The following is a 24,763-nucleotide window of genomic DNA, read 5'->3' on the forward strand; positions in this document are numbered from 1 at the left end:
CTGCGCCGAGGCGATTGCGTGCGATCACGCTCGCGACTGGCGCGCCACCAGCCAGCAGCCGGCAACGATCAGGGCCGCGCCTGCCAGCGTGGTCCAGCCGATGGTCTCGTCGAACACCAGCCAGCCGAACAGCGCCGCCCAGATGAACATGCTGTATTCCAGCGGGACCAGCGCCTGCGCCTCCGCGCGCGCATAGGCGAAGGACAACAGCAGCAGCGAGACGATGGCGAGCATCGCCGCCAGCGCCAGCAAGCCCCAGGCGAGCGGCGCCGACAGCACCTGATCGCCGGGCATGCCGCCGGCAAAGGGCATCGCCAGCCCCATCCAGAAGCCGATGATCAGGTTCTGCACCAGCACGATCTCCTGCGGGCTGGTGACCTGCGCCTGCTGGCGCTGGAGCACCAGGTTCCAGGCATAGAGCACCGCCGAGCCGGTGATCGCAGCGATGCCTGGCCATTGCGCGACGCCCTGCTGTTCGCCGCCGCCACCGCCGAGCCAGCTCAGCCGTCCGCCCGCGATGATCGCGACCCCCGCAAGTCCCAGTGCCGAGGCCATCATGGCGCCTTTGCCGATGCGCTCCTTCAGCACCACCGCTGCCAGGAACAGCGCGATGATCGGCGCGATGAAGGTGATCGCGATTGTCTCGGCCATCGGCGTGCGCGCCAGACCCCAGAAGAACAGCACCGCCATGCCTGCGACCACCGTGCCGCGCAGCAGATGCAGCCGCAGCGCAGCCCCGCGCGGCAGCGCGCGTCTGCCGCTGGCAAGGAAGACCACCAACGCCATCAGCGATCCGATCATGCAGCGCCAGAACAGCGCCGCGACGACACCGATATCGATCGTCACCGCCTTCATCGCGGTGTCCATCGCGCCGAAGAACAGCATGCCCCCCGCACACGCCGCCATCGCGGCGAGCGGTGCAGCCGTGACGGCGGTGGAAGACAGGGGTCCGGAAGCCATATCAGCGCCGCTATCGCCGCGGATCGCAGGCGTGTCCAGCGGTCAGGCGCAGCTTAGCGATCCATCAGCGCAAGCGCTGCAGCGGTGGCATCGCGATAGGCGCTGCCGTCATAGCGATGCGCCCCGACAAAGTGCATGAAACGGCAATCGGCGTCCCAGGGCGCACCCCAATAATTGCCATAATGGCGATACGGCAGCAGCAGCGCACCGGGATCATTGGCGATGACGAAGCTCGAGGCGACCTGCTCGGTGCCCCATTCGTGCATCGCCTCGGCGTCCAGAAGCCGCTGCATCTCGCGCGCAAAATCGCCGGCAAGCCCGCGGCCTTCCGCGCCACGGGAAAATCCGGTAAACCCCGAACAGCCGCGGATATAGCGCAGCCTTTCGGCCTCGGCGATCTGCGCAAGCACGCGCTCCATCCGGGTCTGGATATGGTTTTCGGCTGATGCAGGAACATCGGCGGGCGGGGTGAAGGCCACGCAGGTGCGTGCGCCGATTTCCCACTCGGCGCCGCCCAGCAGGGTGAAGCTGACATTGGCCTCGATCGCCTCGATCACCGCATCGGGCCGCCCCAGCGTCACGGTGTCGCTGTCGAGCTGGATGACATAGCCGTTGCGGCGCATGTCGAGGATCGTCAGCAGCCGTTCCCAGGTGCCCCCGGTGGGAAAGCCGGTGGTGTCGACATCGGCGATATCGATGATCTGCGGGTTGCCGCAATGATGGGCCAGCACCGCGCGATCGTCCGCGGTCAGCGTTCCGTCCGACAGGATCGCCACCCGGCCGCGCCGCAAATGGGTCCACAGCGATTTGACCGCGATCAGATAGGGCAACAGCACCGCGGTGCCCATCATCGAGAAGATCACCAGCCCGTCGTCGGCGGGCACGATCGGCGCGGTATTCAGCACCGGGCGGCAGGCAGCATCGTGCCGCCGCTGGGCTATGCGGGTGTGCAGACGAAAAGGCAGGATTTTCTTCAGCAAGAGCAAGCACCTGTCGAGCGACGAATCGTGCCCGCAAGGCTACACCAAATCGGGTTAATTCCCCGCAAAGACTGTCGCCTCATCCCCCGGCTGCCATGGCGGCAGCCGCACCATGCACCGTGCGAACAGATCCGAGTCCACCAGCGCGCCCAGCCAGCGGTGCACACCGGCAAGCGTCTGGCCGGAAAACCAGTCGGCATCGGTCGCGGCGAACTGGCGGACAAAGGGGAACAGGGCGATATCCGCCAGGGTGCGATTGTCGCCGCACAGATATCGGCTCTGGCCAAGCCGCGCCTCCAGATCGGCCAGATGCGCAAGCCCCGCCTCGCGATGGGCGAGCGGGTCCTCGTCATAGCGCGACGGGTATTTGTAGCGGTCGAGATGCTGCTTGAACGCCCCGTCATTGGCCGCGATCACCGCGGTGTCATCGCCCGCCAGCCAGCCCTCGGGGTCATCGCGCCGCAGCGCCCAGCGCATGATGTCGAGGCTTTCGGCGATCACCTCGCCATCGCCCGGCAGCAGCACCGGCACCGTGCCCTTGGGCGAGGCATCGAGCATCGCCTGCGGCTTGGCGCGCAGCACCACCTCGCGCAGTTCGACCGCCTGCCCGCTCGCCAGCAACGCCATCCGGCCGCGCATGGCATAGGGGCAGCGGCGAAAGCTGTAGAGAATGGGCAGGTCGGTCATGCACAAAGGCTTACAGCATCACCTGCTCCCGCGTCACCCCCACGCAAGCGGGAATGACGGCGATGGGCTGACGGCTCAGCCTGCCAGACGCTCGGAGATTTCGAGCATCGCGATCGCGGCGCGGGCCGCGTCGCCGCCCTTGTCCTTCTCGGTCATCTTCGCGCGGGTCAGCGCCTGCGCCTCGTTCTCGACGGTGAGGATGCCGTTGCCGATCGGCATGCCGTCGAGCGTCAGCGCCATGATCGCGCGCGCGCTTTCGTTGGACACCACCTCGAAATGATAGGTCTCGCCGCGGATGATCACGCCGATCGCGACATAGCCGTCAAACCGCTGGGTGTCCGACGCCATGGCGATCGCGGCAGGGATTTCGAGCGCGCCGGGAACGGTGAGCACCTCGAAGCTGTGCCCGGCCTTCTTGATCGCGGCCTTGGCGCCTTCGATCAGCAGGTCGTTGAGATGATCGTAGAAACGCGCTTCGACGATGAGAAAAAGAGCCATAACCGGGTATCCTGTAAAATGCCTGAGCTTGGTCGGCCCAATGTCAGTTAACGGCCCAGGCCGCAACCTCGCCCGCAACGGTGTTGGCGGCGCGGTTGAGCGCCGAACCGACACTGACCGCATCGACCGTCGCCACCGGCTCGCTCGCCTCGAAACGCTGTTTGCGCAAGGGGCTGCCCGGCTTGCGGATCACCGCGTCATAGCGCACCACCACCGCACGCGCCGCCTCGTCATAGCCGAAGCGCTGCAACTGGCCCGACAGCATCATGCCGCGTTCCGATCCGGTCTCGACCTGATCGAGCACCAGCCGGCCGCTTTTTGCGGCGAGCGTTTCGGCCAGCACGCCGCGGAACAGCCGCGCGGGCTTGTCCGCCCACACCGCGTCCTCGACATAAGCGATCGCGCTGTCGCTGACCTGCACCGGCACCCGCACCTGATCGAGCGTGCGCTCGACCGTGGGCACATCGACGATGATCGCCTCGGTCACCGATGCCGAGGAAATCGACCCCGCCGTGGGCGCAGCATCGGATGTCAGCGTGAGCAGCTGGGGCGGAGCCTTGCCGCCCAGGCTGACGCATCCGCCCAACAGCGCCAGCGTCGCTGCGGACGCAAGCACCGGGCGGGCCATCTGGATCATGCGGCTGGAACGGCGTGTCGGCATCGCGGTCATGGCTTGCCCTTTCAGTTTTTCGGTTTGTAGTCAGGCAGCGGCGGGGTGCCGATCAGGCTGCTCGCGCCTTCCTGATCAATCTTCTCGGTGATCGACGACAGCGCTTTGGCGGTCACCCGCAGGTCACGCACCAGCGCTTCGGTCTCGGGCAGCGTCGTGGTCGAGAACTGGCGCAGGCCCGGCCGTGCCTCTTCCATTGTCTCGGTCAGCTTGGCGAGCGTGCGGTCGGTCTCTGCCATCGTCTTGGCAAGCTGCCTGGCCAGCGGGCGGCCTTCGGAATCGAGCACGTCCTTGGTCGATTGCGCGGTCAGCCCGAGCTGCTCGGCGGCAACCCCGGCCTTGGTCAGGGTCACCCGCAACTCGGCCAGCGCCGCGCGCATCTGCGGTCCGGTCTCGGCCAGCTCTCCGGTCAGGCGTCCGGAGTTCTTCAGCAGCACGGCGATCGATGCCTGGTTCTCGTCCGACAGCACCTGCGTAAACCGTTCGGTCAGCGTCGCCAGCCGTTCGAGCAGCAGCGGCGCGTTGTTGAGCAGCTCGCCCAGCGCGCCGGGCTTGGTCGGGATTACCGGCACGCCCTCGGGCCCCGGCTCGGTGATCCGCGGTGCGCCCTGCTTGGCGCCATCGAGCTGGATCTGCGACACGCCGGTAAAGCCCACGCCCTGGATCGTCGCGGTGGTGCCTTCGAGGATCGGAACCTGGTTGTTCACCTCGATCCGCACACGCACGAACTGCGGGTCCTTGGCCCACAGCGCAATCTCGGTCACCTGGCCCGACGGCACGCCCGAATAGGCCACCACCGACCCCTTGGCGATGCCATCCACCGACGTCTTGAAGAAGATGTCGTATCGGTTGCGGTCATTGTCACCCAGCCCGGCCAGCCAGATCACAAATGCAGCGATCCCTGCGAGCAGCACCAGGGTGACGGTCCCCACCCAGACGTGATTGGCGCGTGTTTCCATGGCGTTGCGTTATGCCCCTGATCTTTTCATGCTGTCTACCGCCAATGCGGCGCGGTCGTTCCCCAGGGAATGATCTAGCGTCATCGCTTGAACCCCCGGCTCTTGGTCTGTGCGGGGTGCCGGTTCTGTCGCCGCTCCTCGTCTGCATGGCTGACCGCCGCGGCGCGGCCGCGCGGACCGTTGAAATATTCCTGGATCCACGCATGGTCGGTGGCGAGCAGCTCGGGAATGGTGCCGATGGCGATCACCTTGCGATCGGCCAGCACCGCGACCCGGTCACAGATTTCGTGCAGCGTATCGAGATCATGGGTGATCAGGAACACCGTCAGGCCCAAAGTACGCTGCAGCTCGCGCGTCAGCTCGTCGAAGCGCGCCGCGCCGATCGGGTCCAGGCCGGCCGTTGGCTCGTCGAGGAACAGCAGGTCCGGGTCGAGCGCCAGCGCGCGTGCAAGCCCGGCGCGCTTCTTCATGCCGCCAGAAAGTTCGGATGGGTATTTGTCGGCAGCGTCTGCGGGAAGTCCGCTCAGCGCGATCTTGTAGAGCGCGATCTCGCGCCGCAGCTTGCGATCGATCCGCGGGAAAAATTCGGCCAGCGGGACCATCACGTTTTCTGCGACAGTCAATGTCGAGAACAACGCCCCGCCCTGGAACAGCACGCCCCAGCGGCTGCGGATCGAGACATCCTCCTCCTCGCCCTCCAGCATCGATTCGCCGAGCACCTCGATCTTGCCCGAATCGGGGGTCTGCAGACCGATGATCGAGCGCATCAGCACCGATTTGCCGGTGCCCGATCCGCCGACCACGCCCAGGATTTCGCCATGGCGAACCTCGAGCGACAGGTCTTCATGCACCACATCTTCGCCAAAGCTGTTGGTCAGCCCGGTGATGCGGATGGCGACATCGCATTCCTTTTCCCGCGCCGCGCTCATCCCCAGCCGATCTCAGTGAAGAACACCGCAAAAAACGCATCGAGCACGATGACCATGAAGATCGCCTGGACCACCGCTGCCGTGGTCCGCGCGCCGACCTCCTCGGCATTGCCGCGCACCTGCATGCCCTGATAGCAGCCCGCCAGCGCGATGATCAGGCCGAACACCGGGGCCTTGATGATGCCGACATAGAAATCGGTGATCGGCACCACTTCCTGGATGCGCACGATAAAGGTGGCAGGCGGAATTTCGAGCACGACCCAGCACAGGAACGCGCCGCCGACCATCGCGACCATCATCGAGTAGAAACCGAGCAGCGGCATCATCAGCACCGCAGCGGCAACGCGCGGCATGACCAGCGCCTCGACCGGCGAGATGCCGATGGTGCGCATCGCGTCGACCTCTTCGGTAAGCTTCATCGTGCCGATCTGTGCAGCAAAGGCGCTGCCCGAGCGGCCTGCGACCATGATCGCGGTCATCAGCACGCCCAGCTCGCGGATGGTCAGCCGCCCGACCAGATTGACCGTGAACACCTCTGCACCGAACTGGCGCAGCTGCACCGCGCCCTGTTGTGCGATGACGATGCCGATCAGGAAGCTCATCAGCCCGACGATGCCGAGCGCCGAGGCGCCGACCAGTTCGAAATGGCGGACCATCGCGGCCCAGCGGATGCGGCGCGGGTGCACGGCGAGCGACAGTATCGCCCGCACCAGCGCCCCGAAGAAGCTGAGCATGCCCACCATCGAGCTGAAGGCAAGTATGGTGCCCTCGCCCACGCTGCTGACGGTGCGGGTTACGACGTTGGGCCGCTGTGGTGCTGGGACGTCGCCCGGATCCGATTTACCCACAGCCTCGACCAGCCTGCTGCCCGATTCGCTGAGATTGGTGATCTCGCAACCATGGTCGCGCGCCAGCCGGTGGACGATCCAGGCGCCCACGGTATCGATATGCCCGACATCGGCCATGTCGATCAGCGCAATGGTCTGGTCTAAGGCGTTCAGCCGCTTGTCGATCGGGCCGATGGTGGCGATATCGAGATCGCCGGAAAAGCGCAGCACCGCGCCGGTCTCGCTGCGCTCTTCAACAGAAAAATCGGCCGGGACACCCATATCGCTGCCCTCTTTGTGCGATAAAGCCAGCGATCACAAGCATCTTGGCACACGCTTTGCCGCAGCGCGGAACGATCGCCTGTGCGTGCGCAGGATGCAACGCCACGCTTGTCTCATTTCCATTTGCCATTATGGCCTGAAGCGTGCGGGAGCGGATCGCCTTTTACGATATGGATCGGACGATTACCGTCCACCCCACGTATGCGCGCTTTCTGCTGTGGATGGCGCTGCGACATGACCCCAAACGGCTGCTGCTGCTGCCATTGTCCGCGCTTGCCGGGCTGGGCTATCTGATGCGCATCGTCAGGCGCGACAAGCTCAAGCAGATCAACCAGCGGCTGCTGCTGGGCAGCCTGCGCCTGGCAGGCCTCGCCGCACCGATGGCCGCGCATGCCGAGTTCGTCTTCGCCAAGAACATCCGGCCCGGCGCGCTGGCGCAGATCGCCGCCGACCGCGCCGCAGGGTATCGCATCGTCATCGCCACCGCATCCTACCGGCTGTATGTCGAGGCGATCGCCCGTCGGCTGGGGGTCGACGATGTCATCGCAACCGATCTCACCGCCTCACGCGGGCGGGTGCAGCCGCATATTGCCGGGCACAATTGCTATGGCCCGCACAAGGCCGAGATGATGATGGCCTGGATGGCGCGCAACGGCCTGGACCGCGCCGCCTGCCACATCCGCTGCTATTCCGATCATCTGTCGGACCTGCCGATGCTCGAGCTGAGCGACGAGGCCTTTGTCACCAACGCCTATCTGCCGATGCGGCTGGTGGCGCGGCAGAAGGGCTGGCCCGAACTCGACTGGCCCGCGGGCGGCGATCATGTGGTGGCATTGCCCACCCTGCCGGGCTAGGCTATTTCCATCGACACGCCGCAGGGGAGCCGCATGCAACACACCACCACCGCCTTGACGTCATGGATCGCAGCCGCCGTGCTGGCGAGCACACCGGTTATCGCCCCTGCCACCGCGCTGGCCCAGGCGCCGGGCAACGCCGCCGAGGCCGAAGCGCCCGCCTACCCCGCGATCCTGCCGCTGCGCGAGCAGGCCAAGCTGCGCGACGCGTGGCTTGCGCAGCGGCTGGAAACCGTGGTGCCGACGCTGATGCGCGAACAGGGCGTGGACATGTGGGTGCTAGTTGCGCGCGAATATGTGGAAGATCCCGTCGTCGCGACCATGCTCGATGCGAGCTCGATGCACGCGCGGCGACGCACGGTCCTGGTGTTCTTCGATCCGGGCGAGGGTCGACCGGTCGAGCGACTGACGGTCAGCCGCTATGGCCTGGCCGACATGTTCGCCCCGGTCTGGGTGCCCGAAACCGAGCCCGACCAGTGGAAGCGGCTTGCCGAAGTCATCGCCGAGCGCAACCCGCAGAAGATCGCGCTCAATATCTCGGGGCAGACCGCGCTCGCAGACGGCTTGACCCACAGCCAGCACGAAGACTTCATCGCTGCGCTGCCCGAAGAGATGCGCGACCGCATCGTGCCCGCCGGACCGCTTGCCATCGGCTGGCTGGAAAGCCGCATCCCCGCCGAGCTGGAGGTCTATCCCTCGATCGTCCGCACCGCGCACGCGATCATCGCCGAGGCCTTGTCCGACAAGGTCATCACGCCGGGCACCACCACCGCCGAGGACGTGCAATGGTGGATGCGCGAGAAGGTCAGCGCGCTGGGGCTCAAGGTGTGGTTTCACCCTTCGCTCAACATCTTCCGCGCAGGCCAGTCGGCGGAGCTCACCGGCGATGCGGTGATCCAGCCCGGCGACATGCTGTGGACCGATTTCGGCATCACCTATCTGGGGCTCAACACCGATACCCAGCACCTTGCCTATGTGCTGAAACCCGGCGAGACCGAGGCGCCGCAGGGCCTGCAGGCCGGGCTTGCCGCCAATAATGCGGTGCAGGACATGCTGACGGCAGAGTTCCGCGTCGGCCTGACCGGCAACGATCTGCTCGCCGCAACCCGCGCGCGCGCGATCTCCTCGGGCTATCAGCCGAGCATCTATTCGCACCCGATCGGCTTTCACGGCCACGGCGCGGGGCCCGCGATCGGTTTCTGGGACAATCAGGACAGCAGCCCGGCCGGGCGATACCTCGTGCGCGCCAACACCGCCTGGTCGATCGAGCTTGCGGTCACCAACAACGTCCCCGAATGGGGCAACCAGGCGGTATCGTTCCGCACCGAGGAAGACATGGTCTTCGACGGCGAGCAGGTGCGCTATCTGGACGGACGACAGGACAGGTTCCACCTGATCCGCGGGGCTGCGGATGGGCCGGTGGAGGCGCCTGAGGCTTTTTCGTCCGGCGAATAGGCGCGATGTAAAATCCTCCCCTGCAAGGGGAGGGGGACCGTTCGCGCAGCGAATGGTGGAGGGGTGTATCCCTATCGCGGGAGCGGACACCCCTCCGTCTCGCCTATGGCGATCCACCTCCCCTTGCAGGGGAGGATTTCCTCGCTTGCAATAGCCGCCGACAAAACTTCGTGCCTTGCAGCGAGGCGATCGCGCAATACTCAACCCGCTTAAGGATGCTCGCGGCCGAAATCGGGCTTGGCGTCGTCCTGGCCCTGTTCGATGATCGAGCGGCGGATGGCCCTCGTGCGGGTGAACAGTTCCTCGAGCTCGTCGCCCTTGTCCCAGCGGATCGCGCGCTGCAGCGCCGACAGATCCTCCGAGAAGCGCTGGAGCATCTCGAGCACCGCATCCTTGTTCGACAGGAACACGTCGCGCCACATCACCGGATCGCTTGCCGCGATGCGGGTGAAGTCGCGGAAACCGCCGGCGGAGTATTTGATCACCTCGCTCTGGGTCACGCCCTCCAGATCGCTGGCGGTGCCGACGATCGTATAGGCGATCAGATGCGGCAGATGGCTGGTGACCGCGAGCACCAGATCGTGGTGCGCGGCGTCCATCGTCTCGACGTTCGCGCCCAGCGCCTGCCAGAACGCAGCGACGCGCGCGCACGCGGCGGCATCGGAATCGGCATCGGGGGTAAGGATGCACCAGCGCCCCTTGAACAGCGAGGCAAAGCCCGATTCGGGGCCGCTGTTCTCGGTCCCTGCCACCGGGTGTGCCGGCACGATGATCGCGTGCGGCAAGGCGCCGCGCAACGCCGTGAGCACGCTCGCCTTGCACGATCCGACATCGGAGATGACCGTCTCGGGCAAGAGATGCGGCGCCATCGAGGCTGCCGCGGCGGCCATCGCGCCGACCGGCACGCACAGGATCACCATCTGCGCATCGGCAAGCTCGGGCCCGAAGGCGGTGTGGTAGCTGTCGCACAAGCCGATCGCCTGCGCCCGCGCACACACGCCCGCATCGCGGTCATAGCCCATGATCTGGGTGTCGGGCAGGGACAGGCGGATGGCGCGGGCGATCGACGATCCGATCAACCCCAGGCCGACGATCGCAACGTTGGCGAAATCCTCGCTCATGCCGCCACCAGATCGCGCAGCACCGCGGCGATGGCGCGCATGTCCGCTTCATGCCCGATGGTGATCCGCAGCGCGTGGCCCAGTCCCTGCCCCTTGGGCCAGCGGACGATATAGCCCGCCTGCATCAGCGCGGTGAAAGCGACTTCGGCGCTGACCGCGCCCTCGAACAGGATCAGCAGAAAGTTGGCATGGCTGGGGATTACGGTCAGCCCGTGATTGCCGAGCTGCGCGATCTCGTCCGCCAGCCACTGCCGCCAGCGGGCATTGTGATCGCGCGATCGGGCCACGAAGTCCTGGTCCGCCAGCGCCGCCAACGCGGCAGCCTGCCCGGTCAGCGTGACATTGAACGGCCCGCGGATCCGGTTGAGGGTATCGATGATGGCCTGCGATCCATAGCCCCAGCCGATGCGGTCGCCGGCCAGCCCGTAGATTTTCGAGAAGGTCCGAGTCACCAGCACATTGCCATGCGCCCGCGCCAGATCGAGCCCGAGATCGTCGTCGTCGGGCGAGAGATATTCGGCATAGGCCTGATCGAGCACCAGCAGCACATGCGAGGGCAGCGCGGCGTGCAACCGGGCGACCTCGGCGCGCGGGGTGAGCGTGCCGGTGGGGTTGTTGGGGTTGGCAAGATACACCACCCGGGTGGCATCGGTGACACAGGCGAGCAGCGCATCGACATCGGTCGCATAGAAGTTGTCTGGCGCAACAACCGGGGTGGCGCCGCATCGCCGCGCGGCGATGTCGTACACCGAAAACCCGTAGCGGACGTACACGACCTCATCGCCCGGCCCGCAATAGGCCTGTGCCGCGAGGTTGAGCAGTTCGTCAGACCCGGTCCCGCACACGATCCGCGCAGGGTCCAGCCCGTGCAGCGTGCCGATCGCCTCGCGCAGGGCGCGGCTATCGGGATCCGGATACAGCGCAGGATCGGCCGCTGCCCCCTGCGAGCGGGCGACACGCGCGGCAGGAGACGTTCCCAACGGGTTTTCATTCGCCGATAGCTTGATCAACGGGCGGCCGTCGTCTCCCGTCGATTTTCCGGGGACATAGGCGTGGATCGTGGCGATCCATTCTTTGGGCTGGGGAAGACTGGTCATGGCCCGCGCGCATAGCGTGAGTTGCCCGGCGAGGGAAGAGGCGCGCCAGAGCGGGGAGGACCGGCGCGCGGCGCCACCCGATCCACCGGGCACCTGCCAATTGGTTCAAATGATTGCCGAAACAGCGGACGTTACATGCGATGTAACGGCGTTTACGCCACCAATCCAAACGCATGTTAACTTTGGACAAATCCGCGCCGGCCCGGCATTTGCGGGTTGCTCCGGGAAGGAGGCTGGGTTAAGACCCGTGCCAAGGTCGCCCGGGGAAGCAAAAAGTGGAACTACCGCTTTGCTTTCCGCTATCCGGTTGGGGGTGACAGTTTCTGCCACGACACCCTCGCGCCGTAATGGTTAAATGGGGGTAACTTTGGCGACGCGCAACACTCGCACATCACGTGTTTTTCTGGGTACTGCCCTCGCGGCAGGGCTGTTTGGCACGACCACGGCCCATGCCCAGCAGGTCAACGTGCCCTCGCCCCCCACCCGCGAGGAAATCGAGCGCCCGGTGCAGCAACGCGCCGATCGCCCTGCCCGTCTGACGGTAGAAGGCGACATCGAGCGCGCACCGTGTCCGCTGGCTGACCCGGCCTATGCCAATGTCCGGCTGACGCTGACCGAGGCGCGCTTCAACAATCTGGGTCCGGTCGCGCCCGCGGAACTGCGTCCGCTGTACGAGCAATATGTCGGCACCGAGCAACCGGTCGCCGTCCTGTGCGAAATCCGCGACGCGGTCGCAACCAAGCTGCGCCGCGACGGCTATATCGCCGCGGTCCAGGTGCCGACCCAGCGGATCGACAACGGCATCGTCCAGTTCGAGGTGCTCTATGCCAAGCTGACCTCGATCCGCGTGCGCGGCGATGCGGGCAATGGCGAGAAACTGGTCGCAAGCTATCTGGAGCGGCTGACCACCGGCACGGTGTTCAACCAGAAGCTGGCCGAGCGCTATCTGCTGCTTGCCCGCGACCTGCCGGGCTATGACATCCGCCTTACCCTGGTGCCCGCCGGCACGGGCCCGGGCGAGCTGATCGGCGACGTCACCGTGCGCCGCACCCCCTATGAGGTCGATCTCAACGTCCAGAACATGGCCGCGCGCGATGCCGGACCCTATGGCGCGCAATTGCGCGCGCAATTCTATGGCCTCACCGGCATGGGTGATCGCACCTACATCTCGGCCTATTCGACGCTCGATTTCGAAGAGCAGCAGATCGTCCAGGCGGGGCACGAATTCCGGGTCGGCAACGAAGGCCTGACCCTGGGCGGCCGCTTCACCTATGCCTGGACCAAGCCCCAGCTCAACCTGCCCGCAGGCGTCAATGCCAGCATCGAGGCGACCACCTTGCTGGCGACCATCGAGGCGCGCTATCCGCTGCTGCGCAGCCAGGCGGCTTCGCTCTACAGCACCATCGGCCTCGATTACGTCAACCAGGACATCGACTTCATCGGACCGCTGTCACGCGACCGCATCCGCGTGGCTTATGCCCTGCTTGCCGGCGAAGCGATCGACATGGCCAATGGCGCCGCGCCGCGCTGGCGGATGAGCGGTCAGGTCGAACTGCGCCAGGGGCTCGACATCCTGGGCGCAAGCGAGGCGTGCAACTTCGTCTGCGCACTGGTGCGCACGCCCACGACGCGCGGCGATGGCGATCCGACCTCAACGCTGGTCCGCGGCGAGATCGCCGCCGAAGCCGCGCTGGGCGACAATCTGTCGGTGTTCGTGCGCGGGCGCGGCCAGATCGCGTTCGATCCGGTGCTCAGCTTCGAGGAGTTCTCGGGCGGCAACTTCACCATCGGCCGCGGCTATGATCCGGGCACGATCATCGGCGATGACGGCGCCGGCTATTCGGTCGAATTGCGCGGACCGCAGATCTCGCCGGCCAAGGCCGGGGACTTCTCGTTCCAGCCCTTCGTCTTCATGGATGTCGCCTGGACCTGGGACGATGGCCGCCTTGGCGATCCGCAGCGGCTAAGCTCGGTCGGCGGCGGCGTGCGCGCCCGGCTCAACGACCGGTTCCGTCTGGACGTCACCGTTGCCGTCCCCACCGAACGCGCCGGGCTGCTGGTCGACACACCCGATCCGCGTGTCCTGTTCACTCTCACCACCTTGCTACTGCCCTGGGGAGCCCGCTGATGGCTTATAACCGCACCACCAAGACGATCACTGGCAAGCTGATGTCTGCTGCGCCTGCGACCGGCGCGACGCGCCGCTTGATGCTCGCCAAGGCGACTTCGGGCATGGCGCTGGCTACCGGGCTTGCCATCGGCGGGTGTGGGACAGCGCACGCGCAGGCGTATGAAGGCGACCCCACGGTCGTTTCCGGTGGCGTGGTCATCAACCGAACGACCGGCAACGACGACATCCAGGTCGATACCGATCAGGCCGTGATAAACTGGACGACCAACGACATGGGTATCGGTGGCGGGGTGATCAACTTCCTGCCCAATGGCCGCACCGTTGTCTATCGCAACAACCCCAGCTTTCAGAACCAATTCACCGTCCTCAATCGTATCATCCCCAACGACCCCGGTCGCGCGATCGCGCTCAACGGCACGATCATCAGCCAGTTGCAGACCGGCGCCGGGCTGGTTTCGGGCGGCAATGTCTGGTTCTACAGCCCCGGCGGCGTGGTCGTTGGCTCGACCGGTGTGATCGATGTCGGCGGGTTGCTGTTGTCCAGCCTCGATCCGGTGGTCGATGGCAACGGCGCGTTCATCAACGGCGCAGGATCGTTCACTCTCGGACCTGCGGGCTCTTCCACCAGCTATATCCAGATCGATCCGGGCGCGCTGATCCAGGCGACGCCTGAAAACAGCTATGTCGCGATGGTTGCGCCCATCATCCGCCAGAACGGTGTGGTCGATGTCAACGGATCGGCGCTGATGGTCGGCGCGGAGGCTGCCACCATCTCGTTCGGCTTTGGCGGGCTGTTCAACATCGAAGTCACCACCGGAACCGACGGCGATGCCGGTGCCGGAAACACCGCAATCAGCCATAACGGCGTCACCAGCGGACCAGCCAGTGGCGGCAGCATCGACAATCACCGCATCTATATGGTCGCAGTGCCCAAGAACAACGCGATCACGATGGCGATCGGCGCCGGCAGCCAGCTTGGCTTCGACATCGCCGGCGCGGTCGATGTGATCGGCAACTCGATCATCCTGTCGGCCGGATACAATGTCTTCGGCGATTTCATCGACACCAGCTCGCAGGTCAATCCGGCCCAGGCCGCCGACATCGTCGTGTCTCCGGCCGATATCACTTCGTCGTTCGTTGCCGCAGCCTCGCGCGATTTCATTGGTCAGTCGTTTGGCGGCGACCTCAATTTCTTTAGCGACGTGCAGGCTTTTGGAGCCAACTCGGCCCTGTTCAACGCGGATGGCAGCACCGCCTCGATCAATGTCGGCGGCAACCTGCGGCTGTCGGCCAATGCCGAACAGGCGCCCGAAGGCGCCGACGCAGTGGCCGGTGCGGTGCGCCTGCGTGCGGCCAATGGCGGTGTCATCAGCCTGTCGAACAACGCCGAACTGACCGCCGTTGCCTTTGGCGGGTCCAACGACAGCAGCGGCACGGCGGGAAGCGGCACCGGCGGCATCATCGAAATCGCGGCGCTCGATGGCGGCCTGATCGCGATTGCGGGCGGCCTGCGGGCCGATGCCTCAGGCTTTGCCGGAAGCACCGAAACCAACGGGATTGGCAGCAACTTCGGGCGCGGCGGCACTATCGGCGTCTTTACGCTGGGCAGCGGCGGCACGTTGCTGATCGATGGCACGACCGAGCTTGTGACCAGCGGCTTTGGCGGCCCGGACGGCGGCTCTGCAACCGGCACCGGCGGCGCAGGCTTTGGCGGACGGATCGACGTCTTCGCGCAAGGCTCGGGCCATCTCATGCGTTTTGGCGATGCGTTTCTGGCGGATGCCACCGGCTTTGGCGGCAGCGGAGCGAATGCAGGAAATGGTGGCTCCGGTGCCGGCGGTCAGATTTTCGTCAGCACCGAGGGCGCGAGCACGCTCGATTTCCTCAGTGACCTGTCGCTGCTTGCCTTCGGCTTTGGCGGCACATCCGGGGAACTGGCCGGAGCGTCAGGCGGGGCGGCCACTGGCGGCACCGCCAGCCTCAGCATGGGCGGCTCCGGCGGCCTGATCAGCGTCGCTGGCGATGCCTCGATCAGCGCCGGCGCGAATGGCGGCACCGGCGAAAATCCCGGAACGCTTGGCGGCAACGCCACCGGCGGCAGTGCGATCATCTTCCAGAACGCCGCTGGCGGCAATCTGACGATCGGCGGAACCACACAGGTCGATGCCTTTGGCTTTGGCGGATTGGGAACCTTTGCGGGCAACGGCATCGGCGGCAGCGCCCAGATCGCCGCGCAGAACACGGGCCAGATCGATCTGCTCAGCGGCGCCCAGATCAGGGCCGATGGGTTTGGTGGCTCGGCCACCACCAGCGGTTCGGGCAGTTCGGGAAGCGGCTTTGGCGGCGATGCGCGCATGGTCGCCACGCTGGGTGGAGCGATCACGGTCGTCGGCGATATCGGTGTGTCGGCCAGCGGCAGCGTCTTCAGCACCGCGCTGACAGGGATTGACGGCGGCAACGGCAACGGCGGCACGGCATCGATTTCGCAAGGAACGGCTGGTGTCATAGCGATCACCGGCAACGCCGACGTGATTGCCACCGGTCAGGGTGACGTCAACCAGGGTGGCGGCGATGGCATTGCGGGCACCGGAACCGGTGGCGATGCGCGCATCGCGGTCAACGATCTCACCATCACCATCGGCGGCACGGCCACGGTCGATGCGAGCGGATTTGGCGGCGGCAATCTGGGCGGCATCCGCGGCGGCAACGGCATCGGCGGGCTCGCCAATCTGGGCGCCGGCGTGGGAACGCTGTCGATCGGCGGCGACGGAATAGCCCGGGCATCCGGTATCGGCGGCGATTCACTGACCGCAGGTTCGGGCGGCGACGGCACCGGCGGCACCGCGATCGTGGGCACGATTTCGTCCACCGCGATCATCGGCATCAGCGGATTGCTGGACATCACCGCCAATGGCGAAGGCGGCAGCGGCGATGGCGGCATATATTCGGGCGGGAACGGGACCGGCGGCACCGCGCAGGTGTTCGCGCAGACCGGGACGGTCAACATCACCGGCACCAGTTTCCTCAGCGCGTCGGCATTCGGCGGCGACGGCATCAACGATGCCGCAGGCGGCTCCGCGCTGGGCGGCATCGCCAACATCATCACGCTGGGCGTCGACGGCCAGATCAATCTGGGCGACAGCGCGTTCCTCTCGGCCTTTGCCGGCGCGGGCAGCAGCTTTGGCGGGATCGGCAATACCGGCACCGCGACCGCGGGCAGCGCCTTTGTCGAAGCGCGCGATGTCGGCAGCGCGATCACCATAGCTGGCAGCCTGTTTGCCGACGCGACGGCCTTTGGTGGATCGACCAATGGCGGGATCATCGGGCTGGCGACCGGCGGTGTTGCAGTTTCCTCGGCGCAATCGGGCACCCTGCAGATCGACGGCGACACCTCGCTCGATGCCTCGGCGACAGGCGGCAGTTCGCTTGTCACCGGAAACGGCGGCGCGGCGACGGCCGGGCGCACCGGGATGGTCGTCTTCGGAACCGGCGGCGGATCGGTCACGACGGCAGGCACGCTGACCCAATTGGCGAACGGCTTTGGTGGAATCGCCAACACGGGCACCGGCGGCGTCGGCACCGGCGGCCTCAATGAACTGGGCACGCTGGGCGGCATCGCGGGCACCTTGACGGTCGGCGGCGCGGCGCTGATGCAGGCAGACGGCCAGGGCGGCAACGTGCTGGGCACGGGTGTCGGCGGAAATGGAATAGGCGGCATATCGCGTGCCGGGGTGACCGGCGCGACCCTGACAGGCGCCAGCATCACCATCAGTGCCAAGGGGCTCGGCGGCAATGGCGGCGCCGGGAGCGCGGGTGGCAACGGCACCGGCGGCGAGGCCACGCTGGTTGCTGCCAGCGGCCCGGCAACCGGCGTTATCAGCTTTGCCGATGTGACGCTGTCTGCCGAAGGCGCAGGCGGAGATGGCGGCGACGGCCTGAGCGGCACCACGGGTGGCGCAGGCGGAGCCGGCGGCAATGGCACGGGCGGCTTCACCCAGCTGTTCGGATCGGCGGGCAATGGCCAACTTCAGGTCGGCAACGCGCTGCTGACGTCCAATGGTGTCGGCGGCTTCGGGGGTGCAGGCGGCATCGGCCTGTCCGGCGCAGGCGGTATCGGCGGTGTCGGCGGTACCGGCACGGGCGGCTTCAACCAGATCGGGACGTTCAGCGGCACGGCGAGCCCTTTGAACATCGGCTTTGCCGAAATTGGCGATGCCTTGGTCCAGGCGTTCGGCTTTGGCGGCATCGGTGGCGCGGGCGGCACCGGATCGCTGGGCAATGGCAACGGCGGCAATGGCGGCGCCGGCCTGGGCGGCCAATCCACCTTGCTGGTGCGCGGATCGCGAGTGACCATCGGGGACGTCTCGCTGTTCTCCTCCGGCATCGGGGGTGATGGCGGACTGGGCGCGATCGCGGGCAATGGCGGCGATGGCACCGGCGGCGGCGTGGCCGTGCTGGTCACCGAACGCTTCGAGACACCCAGCAATCGCGGCATTCTGGAAGCCGGCGACATCCTGGGTATCGCGCAGGGCATTGCCGGCAGCGGCGCGGTTGCGGGACAGAGTTTCTATGAGACAGGCTCGCAGGTCGTCGTCCGGCTGAGCGATGCCAATGTGCAGAGCCTGGTAATCAACACCTCCGGAAATGCGCCAGCGCCCAACCCGCGTGAGGACTTCATCGCGATCAACGACGGCACGCTCAACGTCGCGGGCACCTTCACCTTCGCGACACCCAATGCGCTGTCGGTGCTGGTCGAAAACGGATCACTGGCGGCGGACACCATCGGGCTTTCGGCGGGCACGTTCGTACCCGATACCGTGACCACCCCGGTCAATCCCGGAACGATCACCGCCAATGCGATCGATATCCTCTCGGGTAACGACATCATCGTCAGCGCCAACCTCCAGCTCTTCGGCGATTTCAGCGCTTCGGCGGGCGGGCTGGTCAATCTGGGCGATATCGATGCCGGCGGCATCATCTCGATTTCGGGCGGCGGCCTGAATCTGGGTAACCTCAACGCGGGCAACCACATCAGCCTGTTCGGCGGCGGTGTCAGCACGGGGGCAATCAGCGCGGGCAATTTCGTCGAGATTTTCGCCTCGGGCGGCATCTTCACCTCGGACATCGTGGCTGGCGGCTATATCCTGGCGCTCACCGATACCGGCGATATCAGCCTGGGCAATCTCGATTCGGGCGAGTTCATCGCGCTTGAAACGGGAGGCGGCAATATCGCGGTCGGCAATGTGACCTCGCTGGAAGAAACCGAATTCGATGCCATCGGCTCGGTCAGCTTCGGCGATGTCACCACCGGCCTCAATTTCGAGGTGCTCGCGGACGGCGACATCAGCGGCGGCAACATCGTGGCGCAATCGGCGCTGTCCGAGGCCAATTACGGCGTCGGGCTGGCAGCCACCGGCAACATCCAGGTGGGATCGATCCAGTCCACCCGCACCATCGGCGCCCTGAGCACCGGCACTTTCACCAGCGGCGGGCTCTCCACCGGCGAAAGCGTGATCCTGCTGGTCGACGGCGATATCGCGATCAATGGCGGCATCACCACCGGCACGGCTGCCAACCGCTTCTTCTATATCGGCAATTCCTCGATGTCTGCGCTGCTGGATGACGGTGGCGGCGATGACAACACCTCGTTCATCGGCGGCGATCCCAGCCCCGTCTTCGCAGCCGCACCGGTGCGCACGCTGGGCAGCCTGACGGTCACCGGCCCCATCCAGACGGGCAATTTCGTGGTCGGCCTGGGCACCGGCTTTGCCGTCAACGGTCCGATCACCGCGACCAACGGCCGCATCGCCATCACCGCCAACAGCATCTCGGTCCAGGACCTGACCTCGACGCTGAACACCACGCTCAATGCCACCAGTGGCAATATCGCGGTGGGTTCGGTGACCGCAGGCGGAGCGGTGGGTCTGCTGGCTGCAGCAGGCCAGATCACCGCCGGAACGCTGACCGGCACATCGGTCTGGGTCGACGGACTGGGCGCGGTCAGCATCGGCGGGGTGACCACCACGGGCGCGGCGCAATTGCGCTCGATCGAAGGCACATTCACCTCGATCGGCGCGATCACCGGCGGCACGGTGAACATCGGCGGCGCATCGCTGGCGCTCGCCAATGTCACCAGCACCGCAGGCGCCATCGCCATGGCGGCGAACGCGGGCAACCTCAGCTTCGGCACGCTTACCTCTTCGGCGAACACGCAGTTCTCGGCGACCGGGTCGGTCACCGGCGGCGATATCACCGCCGGAAGCTGGATCGGCGCCATCGCCGGCAGCAACCTGACGCTGGGCAATCTGCGCACCACCGGACCGGGCGGAGCCCCGACGACCGGGTTCAGCGTCGGGCTGGGCGCCAATGGCGCGATTGCCACCGGAACGATCGACAGCTTTGGCTCGGTTGGTATCGGCTCGGACGATGGCCAGGGCAATGTCGGCAATGCCACCAGCATTGCCACCGGCGCGATCAACGCCGGCGGCAGCGCGTTCCTGCGCAGCACCGAAGCCCTCACCACCGGAGCCATCACCTCGGCCAACGAAATCCGCGTGCGCGGTGGTACGGTGACCACAGGCGCGCTCAACGCCACTAATGCGATCCTGGCCGCCGCCATGACCGGAAGCCTCGCCACCGGCAACGTCACCTCCGGCACCTCGGCGGTGCTGCTGGCCTCGCAATCGGTGACCACCGGCGCGATTGCCACCGGCGCATCGGGCACGGCCTATATCGGCAACAGCTCGGCCATCCCGGCAGCGGGTCTGATCTCGACCATCGACCTTGCCGCGCTGCTGGCGACAACGCCATCGGAGGTCGGCGGCAGCATCACGATCGGCGGTCCGGTCACCACCGGGACCTTGACGGCTGCGTCCAACGACGGCTTCTCGGCCAATGCAGCGATCACGGCAGGCACCCGCATCTCGATCGAGACCGGTGGCACCGCGACGTTCGGAGGTCTCGCCACCGCGCCCACCATTCTGGTGAGTTCGGGCGATATCGCGCTGTCGCAAAACGGTGCGCTGGGTGATGCCAACACCGGAACGCTGACGCTGACCAACAGCGGCGACGGCAGAATGCTGATTGGCGGCAGCGCCAGCGGCGAAGGCTATATTCTGGATGCCAGCGAAATGTCGCGACTGCGCGCCGGGGCCATCATCGTGCGTTCGCCCTTCTCAGGATCGAGCGGCATCGGTATCGAGATCCGCGACTTCACGCTCAACGGATCGGGCGCATCGAGCGGCGCCAACCTCAATGGCGCCGAAGGCTCGCTAGCGTTCGAGACGAGCAGCACGATCCGGGTCAACGGCAACGCGATCTTCAATTCCATGGCCTCGGCCAACCGCGTTGCGCTCGGGGCCGGACGGGTGGAGATCAACGCCGACACCGGCGGGATTTTCCTCAATGGCAGCTCGCCGGGCGGGGTGCTTTCGATCCGCGCCAACGCCATCCACATCGCCAGCGCCTCGCTGCTCGAGCAGCTGGCTCAGAACCCGACCTTTACGGGACGGGACGCCGCGCTTGCTCAGCCGATCACGCCATCGCGGCCCGATGGCGTGATCCAGGCATCGCGGCTGGTGTTCAACGTCGGCGACACCCTGCTGATTCAGAACACCGGAACCGCCCTGCTCAACGCCGGCTTCTTCGGCCGTGTCGGAAGCGTCGAGATCAATCCGATCGAATCGCAGTCGTCGCAGCCCCGCATCATCGACATGGTGATCTACGGCCAGTTGCTCGACAGCGGCGATGTCGTGCGCAATGGCTCGTCGGTGCGCGATCTGCTGTTCCCGCCCTCGTCCGGACAGGGCGGAGCGAGCGCCATCACCGGCTTTACCGCCAACTCCAGCGTCAATGGCTGCGCCCTGAATGCGGCCAGCTGCGGCAGCAGCAGCGGCGGCGGCGACAGCGATGGCGGTGCGATATCGCAAGAAGGCCCGACGATCGTATCGCATGCCGGCCCGACCCCGCCGCAGCCCTCTGAAGAACGCCAGGCCGAACGCGAGCAGGAAGAGGCCGAGGCGGCAGCCGAAGCCGCCGCGCGCGGCGAAGCGGCTCCACGCCGTCCGATCATGCCGCCGGTGACCATCGTCAACACGCGCAATCTCGGCGTCGAACCGATCATCGCCGAGCCGGTGACCAGCGGTGGCAACCCCAATCTGCAACTCGACCAGCCCCTGCCCACGCCAATGCCCGAAACCGGAGGCCAGCCATGATCCGCACCCCGTCCAGACACCGTGCGCTGCGGCGCGCCCTCGGTCGCAGCGGCAGCGCGGTGATGGCTCTGAGCCTGGGCCTGGCAGGCGTGCTGCCCGGTGCGGCGTCCGCCCAGACCGAAGGCGCGATCGCGCTGCGCGACAGCTTCCGCATCGGATCGGCTGGCGTGCTGTGCACCGCACAATACCGTCCGACCGATGCGGCGCTCACCAGCATGTTCGACCGCGGCTATCGCGTGGTGTGCCGCGATGCGGCCAGCCCCGTCGGGTCGCTATATGCGCTGCGCGGCGGTGACGGCGACCGGTTGGCGAGCTATCTGCAGGCCGCCGCAAGCCGTCTCACCTGCGGCGAGCGGCAGGTCACCGAGGTCGAGAATGTCGGCGGCGCCACCGTCATCGAATGCCGCGACCCCAAGGCGTCGGTCGATTACCGGCTGTATACCGCGGTGCGCGGCGACACGGTGTATATCGCAGAAGGGCTTGCGGGCTATGATTCCGCCCTGCGGCTGGCGCTGGCGACGGTGGTCACCGACCGCCCGGTGACCGGCGCTGTCGATGTCGCCACGACCCAGGTCAGCGACCCTGCGGCCTTTGCCCGCATCCAGGCCGGCACGCTCGATGAAGAATCCGCACGAGCCGAGGCCTACACCCGCAACAATTACGGGGCCTATGCCGAGTCGTCAGAGTTTTTCGAGACGCTGGCCGCGCGCGACATGGGCAGCGGCGAACGGACCGCCGAGTTTCTCGCCAACCAGGCGCTGCAGCAGTCGAACATGGGCGATTTTGCCACCGCAGGCGCGCTGTTTGCGCGCGCCGACCGGGTGGTCGCCTCGAGCGATGGCGTGACCCAGCGGATGATCCGCAACTTCCGCGCGATCGACGCGATCAACCAGCGTGACCCGGCGGCCGCGATCGCGTTTCTCGATCGCCCGGTGGCGGTCGACACCGAGCTGGTCGGCGAATCTTCGCTGTCGCAGGGCGAGATCACCAAGATGCTCGCCGACCGCATCAACCGCGAGAATGCCGGGCTCAAGCGGCTGGGCGGCGTCGACAGCAGCCTGACCGGAACCGAACGGGCGCAGATCCTCGACGGACAGGCGCTGCTGCTGCGCGGCACGGCGTTGCGGTTGTCCGGTCAAAGCGCCGATGCGCTCGACGCATTGCAGCGGGGCATCGACATGATCGTCGCGGTGCGGGGCGGCAGGATCAGCTCGACAGGATGGCTGCGCGCCGAAGTCGCCACCCAGCGCGCGCTGATCCAGGAATCGCAAGGCGATCTTGCCAGCGCCCGCGCCGGGCTGACCGACGCCTTGAACATCTATCGGCTGGATTATCCGCAATCGCCAGGCCTGCTGGGCGCCAAGGCGCGGCTGGCTGCGTTCCTGGCGCGGCGCGGCGAGGCCGATGCCTCGATCGCGCTGTACGACGAGATCGTCGCCGAGGGCGAGGCGGTGCCCAGCGCGCGCGGATCGATGAAGGAAATGCTCGGCCCCTATTTCGCGCAGCTTGCGGTCCGTGCCGATTCGGACCCATCGGTGGCATCGCGCATGTTCACCGCCAGCCAGCTGCTGCAGCGCCCCGGGGTTGCCCAGACCCAGGCGGTGCTGGCGCGCGAATTGTCCGAAGGCAATGACGAGGCTTCTGCGCTGTTCCGCCTGGCTGTGACCCGCACCCGTGAAATCTCGCGCACCAGCGCCGAGATCCAGCGGCTCGAAGCCCTGCCCGCCCCGACCGCGGACGACGCAGCGACACTCGCGCTCGCGCGCGAATCGCTGACCAATCAGCAGAACGAACAGACCGCGCTGCAATCCCGGCTGGGCCAGTATTCGCAGTATCGCGTGCTCTCGCCGACATCGGTGACCCTCGCCGAACTGCAGAAGCTGCTGCGACCGGGCGAAGGCTATTACAAGGTCAGCTTTGTCGGCCAGCAGGCCTATGGCCAACTGATCACGCCCGATCGCGTGCGCACCATCAACATCGCGCTGACCCGCGCCGAGCTCGACAAGACGGTGGCCAAATTGCGCGATTCGATCGTGGTGATCGAGAACGGACAGCCGACCAATTATCCCTTCGACGTGGTCGAGGCCAAGGCGCTGTACGAAGCGCTGTTCCCCGGGCTGGGCCAGGACCTCGCCGGGATCGAGCATCTGGTCTACGAGCCCGACGGCGCGCTGTTGCAGCTGCCGCCGGGTCTGCTGGTCGAGGATCAGAAGGGCGTCGATGCCTATCTGGAACGCACCGCCGCGATCGATGCCGATCCGTTCGATTTCACCGGCATCGCCTGGTTCGGGCGCGACCGGCGCTTCTCGATTGCGGTGTCGCCGCGCTCGTTCGCCGATGTCCGCACCATCGCGCCGGCGCGGGGCAAGCAGGCCTATCTCGGGCTTGGCCAGAATGCCGAGCCGCCCGAACGCATCCGCATGGCCTCGGCCAGTCGCGAAGCGGATTGCGAATGGCCGATCAACACCTGGCTCGACCCGATTTCGCCTGCCGAGCTCAAGCTCGCACAGGGCGTGCTGGGTGCAGGCAAGGCCGAAGTGCTGACCCAGAGCGCCTTCAGCGACACCGCGCTGCTGGGCCGTAACGATCTGGACGATTTCCGCATCCTGCATTTCGCCACCCACGGGCTGGTCACCGCGCCGCGCCCCGAATGCCCCGCCCGCCCGGCGCTGGTCACCTCGTTCGGCGACAGCACGTCGGACGGGCTCTTGAGCTTCAAGGAGATTTTCGACCTCAAGCTCGATGCCGATCTGGTGATCCTGTCGGCGTGCGATACCGCAGGCCTGGCCACGGTATCGGCCTCGCGCGAAGCGGGGATCGAAACCGGTGGCAACTTCGCACTCGATGGCCTGGTGCGCGCCTTCGTCGGCGCCGGTGCGCGATCGGTGCTGGCCAGCCACTGGCCGGTGCCCGACGACTTCAACGCCACCGAAAACCTTATCTCGGCTTTGTTCAAGGCAGGCTCGGGGGTCGCGATGAACGCCTCGCTGGCACAGGCGCAGCGTACGGCGATGGATGACCCGCTGACGTCGCACCCCTATTACTGGGCGGCGTTCATCCTGCTGGGCGACGGCACCAAGCCGCTGGTGCAATAAGCGCC

The 24,763-nt window shown here is 66.5% G+C and carries 15 protein-coding genes; 5 read left to right on the plus strand and 10 right to left on the minus strand.

Annotated elements, in window-relative coordinates:
* Window positions 1-24: 24 nt before the first annotated feature.
* From QUV11_RS10435 to QUV11_RS10470, 8 genes are all read right to left on the minus strand, one after another.
* Window positions 25-960, minus strand: a complete 936-nt coding sequence (locus tag QUV11_RS10435; RefSeq protein WP_300882386.1) for a DMT family transporter — start codon at window positions 958-960, stop codon at window positions 25-27.
* A gap of 53 nt (window positions 961-1,013) precedes the next feature.
* Window positions 1,014-1,940: a hypothetical protein gene (locus tag QUV11_RS10440; protein ID WP_300882388.1), complete on the minus strand. Its 927-nt coding sequence runs from the start codon at window positions 1,938-1,940 to the stop codon at window positions 1,014-1,016.
* A gap of 54 nt (window positions 1,941-1,994) precedes the next feature.
* Window positions 1,995-2,627 (minus strand): glutathione S-transferase, encoded by a 633-nt coding sequence (locus QUV11_RS10445; protein ID WP_300882390.1) that lies wholly within the window; start codon window positions 2,625-2,627, stop codon window positions 1,995-1,997.
* A gap of 75 nt (window positions 2,628-2,702) precedes the next feature.
* The gene (gene ribH, locus QUV11_RS10450) at window positions 2,703-3,125 is read right to left on the minus strand and encodes a 6,7-dimethyl-8-ribityllumazine synthase (protein ID WP_300882392.1); all 423 of its coding nucleotides are present in this window, start codon (window positions 3,123-3,125) and stop codon (window positions 2,703-2,705) included.
* Between the two features lie 43 nt (window positions 3,126-3,168).
* Complete coding sequence (locus tag QUV11_RS10455) at window positions 3,169-3,795, minus strand: ABC-type transport auxiliary lipoprotein family protein (RefSeq protein WP_300882394.1); 627 nt, start codon at window positions 3,793-3,795, stop codon at window positions 3,169-3,171.
* A gap of 11 nt (window positions 3,796-3,806) precedes the next feature.
* A complete protein-coding gene (locus QUV11_RS10460; RefSeq protein ID WP_300882396.1) occupies window positions 3,807-4,754 on the minus strand; it encodes an MlaD family protein in 948 nt (315 codons plus the stop codon).
* 80 nt (window positions 4,755-4,834) lie between these two features.
* A complete protein-coding gene (locus QUV11_RS10465) occupies window positions 4,835-5,683 on the minus strand; it encodes an ABC transporter ATP-binding protein (protein WP_300882398.1) in 849 nt (282 codons plus the stop codon).
* Window positions 5,680-6,792: an MlaE family lipid ABC transporter permease subunit gene (locus QUV11_RS10470; RefSeq protein WP_300882401.1), complete on the minus strand. Its 1,113-nt coding sequence runs from the start codon at window positions 6,790-6,792 to the stop codon at window positions 5,680-5,682. Before QUV11_RS10470 ends, QUV11_RS10465 begins: the two co-directional genes overlap by 4 nt.
* A gap of 143 nt (window positions 6,793-6,935) precedes the next feature.
* On the opposite strand from QUV11_RS10470, the gene QUV11_RS10475 reads away from it, so the two are divergent.
* Window positions 6,936-7,646 (plus strand): HAD family phosphatase, encoded by a 711-nt coding sequence (locus tag QUV11_RS10475; protein WP_300882403.1) that lies wholly within the window; start codon window positions 6,936-6,938, stop codon window positions 7,644-7,646.
* 33 nt (window positions 7,647-7,679) lie between these two features.
* Window positions 7,680-9,101, plus strand: coding sequence for a M24 family metallopeptidase (locus QUV11_RS10480; protein WP_300882405.1), 1,422 nt, complete (start codon window positions 7,680-7,682; stop codon window positions 9,099-9,101).
* Between the two features lie 209 nt (window positions 9,102-9,310).
* Here QUV11_RS10480 and QUV11_RS10485 read toward each other — a convergent pair whose 3' ends face one another.
* Window positions 9,311-10,222, minus strand: coding sequence for a prephenate/arogenate dehydrogenase family protein (locus QUV11_RS10485; protein ID WP_300882406.1), 912 nt, complete (start codon window positions 10,220-10,222; stop codon window positions 9,311-9,313).
* The gene (gene hisC / locus QUV11_RS10490; RefSeq protein WP_300882408.1) at window positions 10,219-11,319 is read right to left on the minus strand and encodes a histidinol-phosphate transaminase; all 1,101 of its coding nucleotides are present in this window, start codon (window positions 11,317-11,319) and stop codon (window positions 10,219-10,221) included. The genes QUV11_RS10485 and hisC overlap by 4 nt, the downstream gene beginning before the upstream one ends.
* A gap of 466 nt (window positions 11,320-11,785) precedes the next feature.
* On the opposite strand from hisC, the gene QUV11_RS10495 reads away from it, so the two are divergent.
* From QUV11_RS10495 to QUV11_RS10505, 3 genes are read left to right on the plus strand one after another with little or no spacing between them, the layout of a single operon-like run.
* Window positions 11,786-13,447 carry a ShlB/FhaC/HecB family hemolysin secretion/activation protein gene (locus tag QUV11_RS10495; protein WP_300882410.1) on the plus strand — a complete coding sequence of 554 codons (1,662 nt, stop codon included), beginning with the start codon at window positions 11,786-11,788 and terminating at the stop codon, window positions 13,445-13,447.
* The gene (locus tag QUV11_RS10500; protein ID WP_300882412.1) at window positions 13,447-21,663 is read left to right on the plus strand and encodes a hypothetical protein; all 8,217 of its coding nucleotides are present in this window, start codon (window positions 13,447-13,449) and stop codon (window positions 21,661-21,663) included. Before QUV11_RS10495 ends, QUV11_RS10500 begins: the two co-directional genes overlap by 1 nt.
* A complete protein-coding gene (locus QUV11_RS10505; protein WP_300882414.1) occupies window positions 21,660-24,758 on the plus strand; it encodes a CHAT domain-containing protein in 3,099 nt (1,032 codons plus the stop codon). The genes QUV11_RS10500 and QUV11_RS10505 overlap by 4 nt, the downstream gene beginning before the upstream one ends.
* Window positions 24,759-24,763 lie beyond the last annotated feature (5 nt).

Origin of the sequence: Blastomonas sp., assembly GCF_030373265.1 — a bacterium.
GTDB lineage: Bacteria > Pseudomonadota > Alphaproteobacteria > Sphingomonadales > Sphingomonadaceae > Blastomonas.

What these genes read in the sequence shown, in the direction of transcription:
- ribH (WP_300882392.1), bottom strand. Translation starts at nt 3,125, where the DNA reads ATGGCTCTTTTTCTCATCGTCGAAGCGCGTTTCTACGATCATCTCAAC.
- QUV11_RS10480 (WP_300882405.1), top strand. Translation starts at nt 7,680, where the DNA reads ATGCAACACACCACCACCGCCTTGACGTCATGGATCGCAGCCGCCGTG.
- QUV11_RS10445 (WP_300882390.1), bottom strand. Translation starts at nt 2,627, where the DNA reads ATGACCGACCTGCCCATTCTCTACAGCTTTCGCCGCTGCCCCTATGCC.
- QUV11_RS10505 (WP_300882414.1), top strand. Translation starts at nt 21,660, where the DNA reads ATGATCCGCACCCCGTCCAGACACCGTGCGCTGCGGCGCGCCCTCGGT.
- QUV11_RS10460 (WP_300882396.1), bottom strand. Translation starts at nt 4,754, where the DNA reads ATGGAAACACGCGCCAATCACGTCTGGGTGGGGACCGTCACCCTGGTG.
- QUV11_RS10465 (WP_300882398.1), bottom strand. Translation starts at nt 5,683, where the DNA reads ATGAGCGCGGCGCGGGAAAAGGAATGCGATGTCGCCATCCGCATCACC.
- QUV11_RS10435 (WP_300882386.1), bottom strand. Translation starts at nt 960, where the DNA reads ATGGCTTCCGGACCCCTGTCTTCCACCGCCGTCACGGCTGCACCGCTC.
- QUV11_RS10455 (WP_300882394.1), bottom strand. Translation starts at nt 3,795, where the DNA reads ATGACCGCGATGCCGACACGCCGTTCCAGCCGCATGATCCAGATGGCC.
- QUV11_RS10500 (WP_300882412.1), top strand. Translation starts at nt 13,447, where the DNA reads ATGGCTTATAACCGCACCACCAAGACGATCACTGGCAAGCTGATGTCT.
- QUV11_RS10470 (WP_300882401.1), bottom strand. Translation starts at nt 6,792, where the DNA reads ATGGGTGTCCCGGCCGATTTTTCTGTTGAAGAGCGCAGCGAGACCGGC.
- hisC (WP_300882408.1), bottom strand. Translation starts at nt 11,319, where the DNA reads ATGACCAGTCTTCCCCAGCCCAAAGAATGGATCGCCACGATCCACGCC.
- QUV11_RS10485 (WP_300882406.1), bottom strand. Translation starts at nt 10,222, where the DNA reads ATGAGCGAGGATTTCGCCAACGTTGCGATCGTCGGCCTGGGGTTGATC.